At 69.1% G+C, this 13,536-nt stretch carries 13 protein-coding genes and 1 pseudogene; 8 read left to right on the forward strand and 6 right to left on the reverse strand.

What is annotated here, in order from left to right; genetic code table 11:
- The first annotated feature begins 111 nt into the window (after positions 1–111).
- Both ACODSL_RS13850 and ACODSL_RS13855 read left to right on the forward strand, forming a co-directional pair.
- Entirely contained in the window at positions 112–612 is a 501-nt protein-coding gene (locus tag ACODSL_RS13850) for a hypothetical protein (protein WP_488901281.1), read from the forward strand.
- A gap of 17 nt (positions 613–629) precedes the next feature.
- Positions 630–1,058 carry a hypothetical protein gene (locus ACODSL_RS13855; protein ID WP_488901282.1) on the forward strand — a complete coding sequence of 143 codons (429 nt, stop codon included), beginning with the start codon at positions 630–632 and terminating at the stop codon, positions 1,056–1,058.
- Positions 1,059–1,065: 7 nt separating this feature from the next.
- Here ACODSL_RS13855 and thpR read toward each other — a convergent pair whose 3' ends face one another.
- The 3 genes and pseudogenes from thpR to ACODSL_RS13870 all read right to left on the reverse strand — a co-directional run bounded on the left by thpR (position 1,066) and on the right by ACODSL_RS13870 (position 2,704).
- Positions 1,066–1,599, reverse strand: coding sequence for an RNA 2',3'-cyclic phosphodiesterase (gene thpR / locus ACODSL_RS13860; RefSeq protein ID WP_488901283.1), 534 nt, complete (start codon positions 1,597–1,599; stop codon positions 1,066–1,068).
- Positions 1,596–1,779: pseudogene (locus tag ACODSL_RS13865) on the reverse strand (aldo/keto reductase); the annotation flags it as partial. The pseudogene ACODSL_RS13865 and the gene thpR, both read right to left, overlap by 4 nt.
- Positions 1,780–2,056: 277 nt before the next feature.
- The gene (locus ACODSL_RS13870; protein ID WP_488901284.1) at positions 2,057–2,704 is read right to left on the reverse strand and encodes an arylesterase; all 648 of its coding nucleotides are present in this window, start codon (positions 2,702–2,704) and stop codon (positions 2,057–2,059) included.
- Positions 2,705–2,786: 82 nt separating this feature from the next.
- Between ACODSL_RS13870 and ACODSL_RS13875 the strand changes: the two genes are divergently transcribed.
- The 3 genes from ACODSL_RS13875 (at position 2,787) to ACODSL_RS13885 (ending at position 6,852) form a co-directional block, all read left to right on the forward strand.
- The gene (locus ACODSL_RS13875) at positions 2,787–3,479 is read left to right on the forward strand and encodes an ABC transporter ATP-binding protein (RefSeq protein WP_488901285.1); all 693 of its coding nucleotides are present in this window, start codon (positions 2,787–2,789) and stop codon (positions 3,477–3,479) included.
- A complete protein-coding gene (locus ACODSL_RS13880) occupies positions 3,479–5,998 on the forward strand; it encodes an ABC transporter permease (RefSeq protein ID WP_488901286.1) in 2,520 nt (839 codons plus the stop codon). Before ACODSL_RS13875 ends, ACODSL_RS13880 begins: the two co-directional genes overlap by 1 nt.
- Positions 5,999–6,099: 101 nt before the next feature.
- On the forward strand, positions 6,100–6,852 hold the full coding sequence (locus ACODSL_RS13885; protein WP_488901287.1) for a Bax inhibitor-1/YccA family protein: 753 nt from the start codon (positions 6,100–6,102) through the stop codon (positions 6,850–6,852).
- A gap of 61 nt (positions 6,853–6,913) precedes the next feature.
- Here the strand turns inward: ACODSL_RS13885 and ACODSL_RS13890 are convergent, their stop codons facing one another.
- Entirely contained in the window at positions 6,914–7,249 is a 336-nt protein-coding gene (locus ACODSL_RS13890; RefSeq protein ID WP_488901288.1) for a DUF2794 domain-containing protein, read from the reverse strand.
- Between the two features lie 335 nt (positions 7,250–7,584).
- Here ACODSL_RS13890 and ACODSL_RS13895 point away from each other — a divergent pair, with 335 nt between their 5' ends.
- Positions 7,585–8,319, forward strand: coding sequence for an SDR family NAD(P)-dependent oxidoreductase (locus tag ACODSL_RS13895; protein ID WP_488901289.1), 735 nt, complete (start codon positions 7,585–7,587; stop codon positions 8,317–8,319).
- A 130-nt stretch (positions 8,320–8,449) separates the two neighbouring features.
- Here the strand turns inward: ACODSL_RS13895 and ACODSL_RS13900 are convergent, their stop codons facing one another.
- Together ACODSL_RS13900 and acnA are read right to left on the reverse strand one after the other, a co-directional pair.
- Entirely contained in the window at positions 8,450–9,148 is a 699-nt protein-coding gene (locus tag ACODSL_RS13900) for a DUF1223 domain-containing protein (RefSeq protein WP_488901290.1), read from the reverse strand.
- A 214-nt stretch (positions 9,149–9,362) separates the two neighbouring features.
- A complete protein-coding gene (gene acnA, locus ACODSL_RS13905; RefSeq protein WP_488901291.1) occupies positions 9,363–12,062 on the reverse strand; it encodes an aconitate hydratase AcnA in 2,700 nt (899 codons plus the stop codon).
- A 201-nt stretch (positions 12,063–12,263) separates the two neighbouring features.
- On the opposite strand from acnA, the gene ccmA reads away from it, so the two are divergent.
- Positions 12,264–12,869: a heme ABC exporter ATP-binding protein CcmA gene (gene ccmA / locus ACODSL_RS13910; protein ID WP_488901292.1), complete on the forward strand. Its 606-nt coding sequence runs from the start codon at positions 12,264–12,266 to the stop codon at positions 12,867–12,869.
- Entirely contained in the window at positions 12,866–13,531 is a 666-nt protein-coding gene (gene ccmB, locus ACODSL_RS13915) for a heme exporter protein CcmB (protein ID WP_488901293.1), read from the forward strand. Before ccmA ends, ccmB begins: the two co-directional genes overlap by 4 nt.
- The last annotated feature ends 5 nt before the right edge of the window (positions 13,532–13,536 follow it).

Here is a 13,536-nt window from a genome sequence, read left to right on the forward strand (position 1 = left end):
AATTGAGGAAACCACCGTTCCGCGAAACCCGGGAGCGGTCTAGGCTGCCTCCGATTTCGACAGGGCGACCGATCCCGGTCGCGTTGTGGAAGCCCTGACCCGGAGACTGCCATGCGCTCAATCGCCGTCCTCGCCGCCTGCGCGGCGCTTGCCCTCACCCTGCCGGTGGTCGCGCCGACCGCGGCTCTCGCCCAGAGCGCGGCGGTCTCGGCCACCTGCAATTCGCTCTACACGTCGTCAACCGCCGTCCTCGGGACCAGCGCCATGGTCGGCCCGGCGAGTGTCGGCTACCCCGGCATGGCCAACGTCCAGGGCTGCCAGATCGCCTTCAACGGCGATGGCACGGTGTTCCCCGGCTCATTCCAGGCGATCGCCGCCAAGCTCGACGCGATGATGCTGGGCGCCGGCTGGACCCGCGATCCGGGCGCGGACGCTGACGGCTCCACCGGAACCGCTGCGGGCTACAAGAAGGACGGCCAGCTTGTGGCGGTCAGCGTCAGCTACGACACCGCCGCCGGCGTCTGCAACGCCGATGAGCCTGACGCCAGCTGCCACCCGACGCCGGCCCAGAAGCTCTACACCATCACGCTCAGCGTCATGTCGGCGTCCTGAGGTTCGGAGAGACAGTCATGAAGTTTCCGATTTTCGCCGCGGTCGCCGCGCTGGTCTGCGCCGCCCCCGCCGTCTCGACCGCCCAGTCCGGCATGGCCATGGGCGCGGCGGGCGTGATCCTCGATCCGAAGTGCCTGTCGGAGTCCGCATGGGAAGTCGATCCGACCCAGGCCCCGATCAAGTTCTTCGGCTGCCGGCCGGCGGCTGACATTCCGGCGCCGAACGCCGGGGGATGGACGGTCTACACCCAGCCCCTCGTGAATGGCGCGGACGGCGGCTTCACCCAGGTGAAGATGCTGACCTCGGTCCCGCCCAACAAGATCGTCTTCCTGCTGGTCGACAACGGCGGCGGCAGCGGCAACTTCGGCTACAAGGTCACCGGCGTGCCCGGCGGCGACGGGGTGCTGCAGAACCCGACCGTGGAAATCTGGAACGGCGCCAACTGATCTCGCGCTAGAGCCGGTATTCCCGCTCGAGCACGTAGCGCGACCCTTCGCCGGTCAGATGGCTTGAGTAGAGGCCGAAGCGATCGACGGCGAAGGCCGGCGACCGCAGCAGGCTGTTGGCCTGAATCCAGCTCGCCACGTCGGCCGGATCTGGCCGGCGCAGATAGGCCAGCGTCACATGCGGGCGATAGGCGCGGCTGTCGGCGGTCAGCTTCGCCCGTCGCGCGGCGGTCTCGCAGCGTCCGGCCAGCATCCGCAGCGGCGCGCTCTTGGCCACCCCGGCCCAGACCGCATGAATGTCCGAACCCTCCCCGAAGGCGCCGACGCTTTCCAGCGTCACGCCGAACGGGCTGCTGGTGATCCGTTCTATCTCAAGATCGAGGTCCTCGGCGTCCCGCTCCTGCACATCGCCGAAGAACCGCAGCGTGATGTGCAGGGCTTCCAGCGGCCGCCACCGCGCGCCGGGAAGACCGTGCTGTCGGCGCAGCAGGGGCTCACCGATCTCCTCGGGCACGGCGATGGCGGCGAACAGGCGGATCATGGGCAGGGATTGGGCCGCCGCACGTGGATCGCGTCAACGGCCTTGTCGAGCCTTTTCCGTCCACGTCAGGTCGAAGGCGTCGATGTCGGTCTTCAGCTGCGCCATCGACGTCGCGCCGATGATGGTCGCGGTGACGAACGGGCGGCTGTCGCAGAACTTCAGGGCCAACTGGGTCGGGTCCCGGAAGGTCACGCCCCGCTCGAGCGCGTAGTCCATCTGGGCATGCGCCTCGGCCTCGGTGTTCTGCGAGCCCCAAGTCATGGCGCCCAGGCACACGCGACTGACATCGAGGCCGGTCCGGCCCAGTTTCGAATACTGCATGGATCCCCCGTTGGTGTGTCCTTCGAGACTCTCGCGAGGCTCGCTCCTCAGGATGACGAACCGTGTTGCAAAATGTCCGTCATGGTGAGGAGCGATCCTTCAGGATCGAGTCTCGAACCACGCAATGCGCCTGAATTTATCTCCGGGCCGCCAGCGCCTTGGCCACGACCGGCGCGAGCCGGGCGGCGATGATGGTGACGCCCGTGGCGTTCGGATGGATGCCGTCCCGCTGATTGAGACGCGGAATGCCGGCCACGCCTTCCAGCAGGTTCGGATAGAGCGCCACGTGATGCTGCGCCGCCAGCGCCGGATAGACGGCGCCGAACTCGCGGGCATAGCTCCTGCCGATGGCCGTCGGCGCGGTCAGGCCGGCGAGAACCACGGTGATCTTGCGCGCCTGAAGGCGGCGAATGATGCGGTCGAGATTGGCCTTGGTCTGTTTCGGGTCGAGCCCCTGCAGCAGATCGTTGCCGCCGAGCGCCACGACGCAGACGGCCGTGTCGGCCTGAACGCTGAAGTCGACGCGGGCCGCGCCGCCGGCGCTGGTGTCACCGCTGACCCCGGCAGCGCGGACGCGGGTCCCCGGCGCCAGTCTGGCCAGATCAGCCTCCAGCCGCGCGGGCAGGGCGTCGCGGGCCGGCAGGCCATAGCCGGCGGTGATCGAGTCGCCGAGCATGGTGACGATGCGCGGCTTGCCGGCCGCCAGCGCGGGCGCGGCGGCGGCCCCGAGGATCAGGGCGCCGAAAACGCGGCGTGTGACGGGTCCGTAAGGTGTGCTGGCCATGGCTACGCCCTATGTAGGGTGAACGAGGCAAGCTCCAACAGCCCCTGCGCCATTTCTCCTCCGGAAGAAGACCCCCGCTGCCATGTTTGACGCCACCCCGACGCCCCCGCCGCTGACGCTTGAAACGGTGACCCTGACGCTGCCGTCCGTTGCGGGTCCGGTGGAAATCCTGCGCGGCGTCAGCCTGTCGGTCGCGGCCGGCGAGCGGGTCGCGGTGGTCGGGCCGTCAGGCTCGGGCAAGTCGTCGCTGATCGCGGTGGCGGCCGGGCTCGAGCGGCCCACATCCGGCGTTGTCCGGCTGTTCGGCCAGGACCTGGCGACGCTGGGTGAGGATGGTCGGGCCCGGCTTCGGCGCGGCAAGGTCTCGCTGGTGTTCCAGGCCTTCCACCTGCTGCCCAACATGACCGCCGAGGAAAATGTCGCCGCGCCGCTGGAGCTGGCCGGGATCGCCGGCGCCGCGAAGACGGCCCGCGACTGGCTGGCCCGCGTGGGCCTCAGCGAACGGCTGCGCCACTACCCGACCCAGCTGTCAGGCGGCGAGCAGCAGCGCGTAGCCCTGGCCCGGGCCCTGGCCATCGAGCCCGCCCTGCTGTTCGCCGACGAGCCCACCGGCAACCTCGACGCCGCCAACGCCGCCGGCGTCGCCGACATGATGTTCGACCTCGTCGCCGAGACCCGCGCCGCCCTCGTGCTGGTGACCCATGACGCGGCCCTGGCCGCCCGCGCCGACCGTCAGGTGACCATGGCCGCCGGCCAGATCGTCGGCGACGCCTGATGCCCCTCTCGCTGCGTTTCGCCCTGCGCGAACTGCGGTCCGGCGTCGCCGGCTTCCGCATCTTCCTCGCCTGTCTGGCGCTCGGCGTCGCGGCCATCGCCGCCGCCGGCTCGACGGCCGAGGCCTTTCGCGCCGGCCTCGCCGTCCAGGCCCGCGAGATCCTCGGCGGCGACCTGCGTGTGACGATCGACCGGCGGATGTTCACCCCGGCCGAGGTGTCGCGCTTCAACGGGCTGGGCAAGACCGCCTTCTCCGCCGCCGCCTCCGCCATGGCCGAGGCCCCGTCCGGAGACCGCCGGCTGGTCGAACTGCGCGGCGTCTCTGACACCTACCCGCTCGCCGGCAAGGTCGAGCTGCGAGGCGCACCCTCGCTGGCCGCGGCGTTCGCGCCTGATGGCGACGCCACCGGCGCGGTGGTCGAACAGGCCCTGCTCGACCGGCTGCACCTGAAGCTCGGCGACCGGTTCTTGATCGGCGAGGCCCCGTTCATCGCCCGCGCGGTCCTGGTCCAGGAGCCCGACCGGCTGGGACGCGGCTTCGGCCTCGGTCCGCGCGTCCTGACCACGCTCGCGGCGGTCCAGAACGGCGGCTTTCTGCAGCCGGGCATGCCCAACACCAACGAGGCGGTGCGCATCGCGCTCAAACCGCAGTACGCGACCAACGCCGGCATCGACGGCCTGATAAAGACCCTCAAGACCGACGGCTTCGAGGCGCGCGGTCGCAACGACGCCGGCGGCGGCATCAAGCGGCTGATCGACCAGCTGGAATACTTCCTCGGCTTCATCGGCCTGGCCTCGCTGGTTGCGGGTGGACTGGGCGTGGCCGGCGCGGTTTCGGCCTATCTCGAACAGCGCAAGCCCTCGATCGCCGTGCTCAAGGCGTTGGGGGCGGAGGGCGCGCTGATCCGCAACCTCTACCTGATCCAGATCGCCGTGCTGTCGGCGCTGGGAGTAGCGATCGGGCTCGCGGTCGGCGCCGTCGCGCCGCTGGTGCTGGGCGAGCTTGCGAAGAACCAGTTGCCGGTCCCGGCCCTGTTCGCCGTCTATCCGATGCCGCTGCTCAAGGCCGCGCTGTTCGGCCTGCTCGCCGCCGCCGCCTTTAGCCTGGCCCCGCTGGCCCGTGCGCGGGCGACGCCGCCGTCATCGCTGTTCCGCCGCGACCTGACCGGCCGACTGGCGTTCGGACCCGAGGTGGTCGTCGCCCTGCTGGCCGGCGCCGGTCTGGCCGCCCTGGCCATCGTCACGGCTCCCACGCCGATGGCGGCCGGGATCATGATCGCCGGCGTGGCCTTCGCTTTTGGTCTGCTCTGGGCGTTGGGACGCGGCGCGGCCCTGCTGGCCGGACGACTGCGGGGCATCGCGAGCGGCGCTGTGCGCATCGGCATCGCCAACCTCGCCGGACCCCGCTCCGCGGCCCGCACGGCGGCTCCGGCCATTGGCCTCGGCGTCGCCCTGCTGGCGGCCGTCGTGCTGATCCAGTCCAGCCTGCTGGCCCAGGTCAGCGAAGTGGCGCCGAAAACCGCCCCGGCCATGGTCTTCACCGAGATTCCAGGCGACCGCGCCGCCGAGTTCGACACCGCCGTCGGCAGGGCCTTCGGTGTTCCCCTGACTGACCGCAACTGGCTGCGCGCGCCCTTCACCACCGGCCGCATCACCCGCGTGAAGGGCGAGCTGGTCGACCTCAAGGCAATCAAGGACAGCGAGCGCTGGGCCTATGACAACGACATCCAGATCTCCGTCATCGGTCCCGAGCCGAAGGAGTCCGGCGTCCTCGAAGGCCGCTGGTGGCCCGCCGACTACGCCGGCGAACCGGTCATCGCCATGGAGGCCGACGCCGCCCGCGGCGCGGGCCTGAAGGTCGGCGACAGCGTCACCCTCAATGTCCTCGGGCGCGAGCTCGACGTGAAGGTCGCCGCGTTGCGCAAGGTCGACTGGGGCGGTTTCGGGCCGGCCTTCCCGATCATCATCGATCCTGCAGCGCTGGAAGGCGCCGTCCTGCCGCAAGTCGCCATCGCCAAGGGCGACCGCACACAGGGAGCCGCCGTGACCCGCGCGCTCGGCCAGGACTTTCCGATGGTCAATGTGATCAGCGTGCGCGAGCAGCTGGAGGCGGCCACCGAAATGCTCGGCCGGCTGGTGCTGGCCATCCAGGGCGCTGCCTCGGTCGCGGCCCTCGCCGGTCTGCTGGTGCTGGCCGGAGCCATCGCCGCCGGAGCGAGGGCGCGGGCGCGCGAAGCCGCCACGCTCAAGGTGCTCGGTGGCTCCCGCCTGCAGATCCTGACGGCCTACGGTGTCGAGTACGGCGCGGTCGGGCTGATCGCTGGCCTGGCGGGGGTGGCCCTCGGCTACGCCGCCGCCTGGCCGGTGGTGGTCAAGGTGTTCGAGGCAAAATGGAGCGTTGACTGGGCCGGCGTCGGAACCCTGCTGGGCGCCGCGGTCGGCCTCGCCACGCTGGGCGGATTGCTGGCAGCCATGCAGGCCCTGTCGAAGCGCCCCGCTCCGGTGTTGCGGGCGGAATAGGGCCTGACGGAACCGTTATGCCTTCACCGCTTGCGCCCGGCGCTCGCACTCCCGATATTCAGCAAGCGTCCACGATGGGCGCGACGGAAAGGGCAACTTCAATGAGCGACTTCGGACGCGGACCTGCGCGCTCGATCCCGCAGGCGACCGACATGGCCATGGACGCGGGTCTCCGCGCCTTCATGCTCGGCGTCTACAACAAGATGGCGCTGGGCCTGCTGCTGTCGGCGGTGCTGGCCTACGCGACGTCGAGCATCCCCGCGATCACCAGCCTGCTGTATATCACCACGCCGACAGGCGCGCTGGCCGGCTTCACCCTGCTCGGCAACATCGTGCGTTTCGCGCCGCTGGCCATGGTGCTGGTCGCCATGTTCGGCATGCGCAACATGACCGCCCGCAGCTCAGGCATCTACTACTGGTCGATCGTCACGGCGATCGGCGCGGGCCTGGGCATCTGGCTGCTGATCTATACCGGCGCCTCGGTGTTCATGACCTTCCTGATCACGGCAACCGCCTTCGGCGCGCTGAGCCTGGTCGGCTACACGACCAAGAAGGACCTGTCGGGCTTCGGCAGCTTCCTGATCATGGGCGTCTGGGGCCTGGTGATCGCCAGCCTGGTCAACATGTTCCTGCACCTGCCGGCCATCTACTGGATCATCAACGTCGTCGGCGTGCTGATCTTCGCCGGCCTGACCGCCTACGACACCCAGCGGCTGAAGATGACCTACTACCAGGTCAAGGACAGTGGCGAGGGCATGGCCGTTGCGACCAATATGGGCGCGCTGAGCCTGTATCTGGACTTCATCAACCTGTTCCAGTTCCTGCTCGCCTTCATGGGCGGCCGTCGCAGCTAGCGATCGCTGAGAACCGAATCGATCAGGCCCCGTCGGGAACCCGGCGGGGCCTTTTTCTTGCCTACTCGACGACCGTGAAGCGGCCCTTGTCGAACACCTTGAGCACCTGCTCCAGCTCGTGGCCGCGCTTCAGGATATGGCCCGACTGGGTCAGCACGGCCCACTGACCCTGTTTGCGCGCCAGCGCCGGACGCTTCTCGATGCGATAGAGCGGCTGTTCCGAGGCGCGGCGGAAAACGCTGAACACACAGCTCTCCGATAGACCGGCGATGGCGTAGTCGCGCCACTCCCCGGCGGCGACCATTCGCCCATAAAGCCGCAGCAGCCGCTCCAGTTCGCGCCGCTCGAAAAACACGACGGCGGCGGACGGTTGCGCATATGTCGGATCGAACGCCATGCCCCGTCAGGCTAGACCCAAACCGGCCGGTTTGGCGAGAGGCGTCGCCGAATGGCCACGGTTCGCCGGATTGTGGAACGTCGGTCACGCAGCGCCCTTAAATGACCTCATTTCGGACGCGGGCCCGCCTGTAACGGGCATCAAGTTCTGACTGTCGGCCGGTCAGAAGCCTCGCAGGTCCCGGATCCTGAACAGCCCCCCCAGCCCCCCCTGGATCGCGGGCTTCGGATCGGCCGACACTCTAAACCCCTCTCCTGAATGAACCCCCGTTGCCTTCCCCTCCGGCAGCGGGGGTTTCCTTTTGTCCAAAGCACAACGGACAGGGCGGATCGACCATGGGCAGACTTGAAGGCCGTCGGGCCATCGTCACCGGCGCGGCCAGCGGCATCGGCCGGGCCAGCGCCGAACTGTTCGCCAGCGAGGGCGCCCGGGTCCTTGCCGTCGACCGGCCCACCGCTGACCTGACCTTCGACAACCCGGCCATCGTCCCCTTCGGCCAGGACATCAGCGAGGACGCCGCGCCGGGCGCCATCGTGGCGAAGGCCGTCGACGCCTTCGGCGGGCTGGACATCGTCTACAACAATGCCGGGGTCTCAGGCTCCACGCCGGTGGGTGAGACCAGCGACGAGGCGTTCGACCGCCAGATATCCGTCAACCTGCGCGCCGCCTTCCGCATCAGTCGTGAGGCCGTGCCGCATCTGGTGAAGTCGGGCGTCGGCCGGCTGATCTTCACCGCCTCGATCATGGCCAGGCACACCGACAACGGCCTGGTGGCCTATTCCGCCTCCAAGGCCGGGGTGGTCGGGATGATGCGAACCTTCGCCCTCGAACTCGGCCGTCAGGGCGTGACCGCCAACGCCATTCTGCCGGGGGCCATCGCCACCGGAATGACGGCGGCCAGCTTCCAGCACGACGAGATCGCCGCCCTGTGGGCGAAGAAGGCCGCGCTGAAGCGTCTCGGCCAGCCGATCGACATCGCCCGCGCGGCGCTGTTTCTTGCGTCCGATGACGGCGGTTTCGTCACCGGTCAGGCGCTGGGCGTCGATGGCGGGCTGATGCTGCGGGTGTAGTTTGCATGGTTCGAGCCCCGGATCAGGTCCGGGGTCGGCTGGGGCCTCGCTCCTCACCATGACGGGTTAAGGTGTTCGTCATCCTGAGGAGCGATCCCTCAGGATCGCGTCTCGAAGGACGCAACCCGGCCTATTGCTTCACCGCCACGCCGAGGATCTTCCCGCCCTTCGGGGCCTGGACGATCACGGCCATGGCCAGGCCCTCCAGCTTTGTCGCCGGGATGCGATAGGCGGTCGGTCGGCCGCGCCAGCCGCCGATGCGGACGATCTCGCGGACGACATTGCGCTGGACCAGGGCCTGACCCTTGTTGTCGCCGCGCTTGGGGGTGATCTCCAGCGAACGCGGATCATAGCGCACCAGCCAGACGTCGGCTCCGGTGCGCGGCGCGGGGCCGGAGCCGACCGCGACGCGTCGGTTGCCGATGAACAGCATGTCGGGGGGATGGCCTGGAGACTTCAGGGCCGCCGCCAGCAGCACATCGACGGCGTCGCTCTTGACGGCGGAGGCCTGCGCACGACCGCCGACGACCACCTGTGGCGTATAGACCTCACGCAGGGCCAGTTTGCGGGCATAGGCCCTCTGGCGATCTGTGAACTCAGGTTTGGCGAAGGTGTCGGGCCAGCCGAGATAGTCCCAGTAGTCGACCGCGAACGTCAGGGCCAGGACGTCGGGTCGCTCCGCCAGCTCGCCGACCATGGCGTTGGCGGCCACGCAGGACGAGCAGCCCTGGGCCGTGAACAGCTCGACGACGACAGCCGGCCGCGCCTGGGCAGGCGAGGCCGTCGGCGACAGCAGCAACAAAAGGAGGGCGAGAAAAGCTTTCCGCATCGCGGCGCACTTAATCGGAGATGGACCGGCCGCGCGTTTCACGAGGCCGTGAAGTGATCCTCCCCATCGGGGGAGGTGGCTCGCCGGAGGCGAGACGGAGGGGGTCCGCGCAGGTCTGGGAGGACCCCCTCAGTCCGTGGAGTTTATCCTCCGGCCGGCCAAAGGCCGGACCCGGGGGCGGACAGCTCCCCCAAGGGGGGAGCATCCACAGGTCTTAACCCGTCGGGCCGGCGAGGTTGCGTAGCACGTAGTTCAGCACGCCGCCGTTCTGGAAGTATTCCAGCTCGGTCGGGCCATCGATGCGGCAGCGCACCGGGAAGCGGGCGATGCGGCCGTCCGACGGACGATAGAGCTCGACGATCAGCTGCTTGCGCGGCGACAGGTCCTGCAGGCCGCGGATCGAGACGATCTCCTCGCCCGTCAGGCCCAGGCGCTGCCAGCCGTCCGACAGGAACTGCAGCGGCAGCACGCCCATCTGAACGAGGTTCGAGCGGTGGATGCGCTCGAAGGTCTCGGCGATGACGGCGCGAACGCCGAGTAGCTTGGCGCCCTTGGCCGCCCAGTCGCGCGACGAACCGGTGCCGTATTCCTTGCCCGCGAAGACGACGGCCGGACGGCCCTCGCTCTCGTAGCGCATGGCGGCGTCATAGATCGACATGACCTCGCCCGACGGGAAGTGCTTGGTCACGCCGCCTTCGATGTCCGGCGTGATCTTGTTGCGGATGCGGATGTTGGCGAACGTGCCGCGCATCATCACCTCGTGGTTGCCGCGACGGCTGCCGTAGCCGTTGAAGTCCTCGAAGCGGACCTGACGCTGCAGCAGATACTCGCCGGCGGGCGAGGTCTTCTTGATCGAGCCGGCCGGGCTGATGTGGTCGGTCGTGATGGAGTCGCCGAACACGCCGAGCACGCGGGCCTCGATGATGTCCTTCACCGCCGAAGGCGTCATCGACATGCCCTCGAAGTAGGGCGGGTTCTGGACGTAGGTCGAGCCCATGTCCCAGGCGTAGGTCTGGCCGCCCTCGACCTTGATGGCCTGCCAGTTCTTGTCGCCCTTGAACACGTCGCCGTAGCGTTTGGCGAACATCTCGCTGGTCACCGACTTGCGCTGCAGGTCGGCGATGTCCTTCGAGGTCGGCCAGATGTCCTTCAGGAAGACGTCATTGCCCTTCTTGTCCTGACCGATCGGCTCCTTGGTCAGGTCGATACGCATCGTACCGGCAAGCGCGTAGGCCACGACCAGCGGGGGCGAGGCCAGGTAGTTGGCGCGCACGTCCGGGTTCACCCGGCCTTCGAAGTTGCGGTTGCCGGACAGCACCGAGCAGGCGACCAGATCGCCCTCGTTGACCGCGGCGCTGATCGCGTCGGGCAGCGGGCCGGAGTTGCCGATGCAGGTCGTGCAGCCGTAGCCGACCAGGTTGAAACCGAGCGCGTCGAGCGACTTGGTCAGACCGGCCTTGGCCAGGTAGTCGGTGACGACCTGCGAGCCGGGGGCCAGCGAGGTCTTTACCCAGGGCTTCACCTTCAGGCCCTTGGCCACCGCGTTCTTGGCCAGCAGGCCGGCGGCGATCAGGACGCTGGGGTTGGAGGTGTTGGTGCAGCTGGTGATGGCCGCGATGACCACGTCGCCGTGGCCGACGTCGAAGGTCTCGCCGGCGACAGCCACGCGGCGGTCGGTCTGTTCCTTCTTGCCGAACTCGTCGCCGAGCGCGGTTTCAAAGGCGGCTGCGGAGTCGCTGAGCAGCACGCGGTCCTGCGGACGCTTGGGGCCGGCCAGCGAGGGCAGCACGTCGTCCAGCGCCAGTTCCAGGACGTCGGTGAAGACGGGCTCTTCGGCTTCCGGGTCGAACCACAGGCCCTGGGCCTTGGCGTAGGCTTCCACCAGATTGACGCGCTGGGCGTCACGGTTGGTGGCGCGCAGATAGTCGATCGTCGACTGGCTGATCGGGAAGAAGCCGCAGGTGGCGCCGTATTCGGGGGCCATGTTGGCGATGGTCGCCTGGTCCTCGATGGTCAGGTTGGCCAGACCGTTGCCGAAGAACTCGACGAACTTGCCGACGACGCCCTTCTTGCGCAGCATCTGGGTGACGGTCAGCACCAGGTCGGTGGCGGTCGCGCCTTCCGGCAGGGCGCCGGTCAGGCGGAAGCCGATCACTTCCGGGATCAGCATCGGGATGGCCTGGCCGAGCATGGCGGCCTCGGCTTCGATGCCGCCGACGCCCCAGCCCAGAACCGACAGGCCGTTGACCATGGTCGTGTGCGAGTCGGTGCCGACCACGGTGTCGGGATAGGCGACGTCATGTTCGGGATGGCCGGCGTCCGGCGCGGTCCAGACGGTCTGGGCCAGGTATTCCAGGTTCACCTGGTGGCAGATGCCGGTGCCCGGGGGCACCACGCGGAAGTTGTTGAACGCCGAGGAGCCCCAGCGCAGGAAACGGTAGCGCTCGATGTTGCGCTCGTACTCGCGGTCGACGTTCTCGCCGTAGCTCTTGGCGGTGCCGAAGAAGTCCACCATCACCGAGTGGTCGATGACCAGATCGACAGGGATCAGCGGGTTGATCTTGGTCGGGTCCGCGCCCAGCACGTTCATGGCGTCACGCATGGCGGCCAGGTCGACGACGGCCGGCACGCCGGTGAAGTCCTGCATCAGCACCCGCGCCGGGCGGAAGCTGATCTCGTGTTCGACGCTGCCCTTGTTGTCGACCCAGGCCGCGACGGCCTTCAGGTCGCCTTCGGTGGTGTCGCCGCCGTTTTCGTTGCGCAGCAGGTTCTCGAGCAGAACCTTCATTGACACGGGCAGGCGGCTCACGCCTTTCAGACCGGCGTCTTCCGCCGCGCTCAGGCTGTAGTAGACGTAACTCGTGCCGCCGACCGCGAGGGTCCGGCGGGTATGCAAGCTGTCGATAGACGCCATGTGGGGGAGTCCTTTCCTGTTCTCGGCCGCCCGAAAACCACTTCCGGGATCGCGCGCTCGGAAAGGACTCACAGCGTCCCCCCCGGCGCGGCGTATCTCCGCGCGCGGACGCGCGGGGCCGATGGCGCGCTGCATACGCCCGGTCGCGCCATCCGTCCATGCCCGCGTCAGGGACTTTTCGACCCGTCCCGGGGACTTGCGATGATTTCAGGACTGGCTGTCGAAGACCTTGCGATCCGCCGCGGCGAGCGTCTCCTGTTCGAACATCTGTCGTTCAGGGCCTCTGCCGGCGAGGCCATCGCCCTGGTCGGTCGCAACGGCGCGGGCAAGACCAGTCTGCTGCGCGCGGTCGCGGGCCTGTTGCGTCCGGAAGCAGGTACCGTGCGGTTCGAAGGCTCGGCCGACGCTGACGAGGCGCGGGCGCGGGACCTGCACCTGATCGGCCATTACGACGGCCTCAAGGGCGGCCGGACCGCGCGAGAGGAACTGGCGTTCGCCGCCCGTTGGTCGGGCGGCGGCAACGCCGGCCTGGCCCGCGCCGCCGAAGCCCTGGATCTTGGCCGTCTGCTCGATCTGGAAGTCCGCAAGCTCTCAGCCGGCCAGCGGCGCCGCGTCGGTCTGGCCCGGCTGATCGCGGCGCCGCGCGCCCTGTGGCTGCTCGATGAACCGCTGGCCCCGCTGGACAGCGTCTGGCGCGAACGCATCGGCGGCCTGCTGAAGGATCATCTGGCCGGCGGCGGCATGCTGCTGGCGGCCGTGCACGATCCTCTGCCGGTGCCGGCGCGAGCGGTGGAGATCGGCGCTTGAGCCCGCTCATCGTCCTGCTGCGTCGCGAGCTGGCGCTGGCCTGGGGTCGCGGTGGTGGCCCCTTGCCGGCGCTGGCCTTCTACGCCGGCGTGACGACTCTCCTGCCGTTGGCGATTGGACCCGAACCGGCCCGGCTGGCGGTCATAGCCCCCGGGATCGCCTGGCTGGCCCTGGCCCTGGCCTCGCTGCTCTCGCTCGAGCGCCTGTTCGAGCGCGACTTCGAGGACGGCGCGCTGGACCTGCTGGCGCTCGGCGAGCCCGGGCTGGAAGCCGTCTGCGCGGTCAAGGCGCTGGCCCAATGGCTGGCGACGGGTCTGCCGCTGGCGTTCGCGGCGCCTGTCGCGGCCCTGATGCTCGGGGCTCCGGCCGCGTTGGCGCCGGTCATCCTGCTCTGCGCGCTTGTCGGTGGACTGGCGTTCGCCTTCGTCGGCGGCATGGGCGCGGCCCTGACCCTGGGCAGCCGTCGGGGCGGGGTGTTGATCGCCGTGATCGTCCTGCCCCTGTTCGCGCCGCCGGTGATCTTCGGCGGCGGGGCTCTGGCCCAGGCCGCTTCGGCGACGGGCGGAACCTCCGGGCTGCTGCTGCTTTGCGGCTGGGCGGCAGCCGCCGTGGCCCTCAGCCCGCTGGCGATGGCCGCCGCCTGCCGCAATGCGCTGGACTGATCTGC

This window comes from Caulobacter sp. FG121 (genome assembly GCF_057809815.1).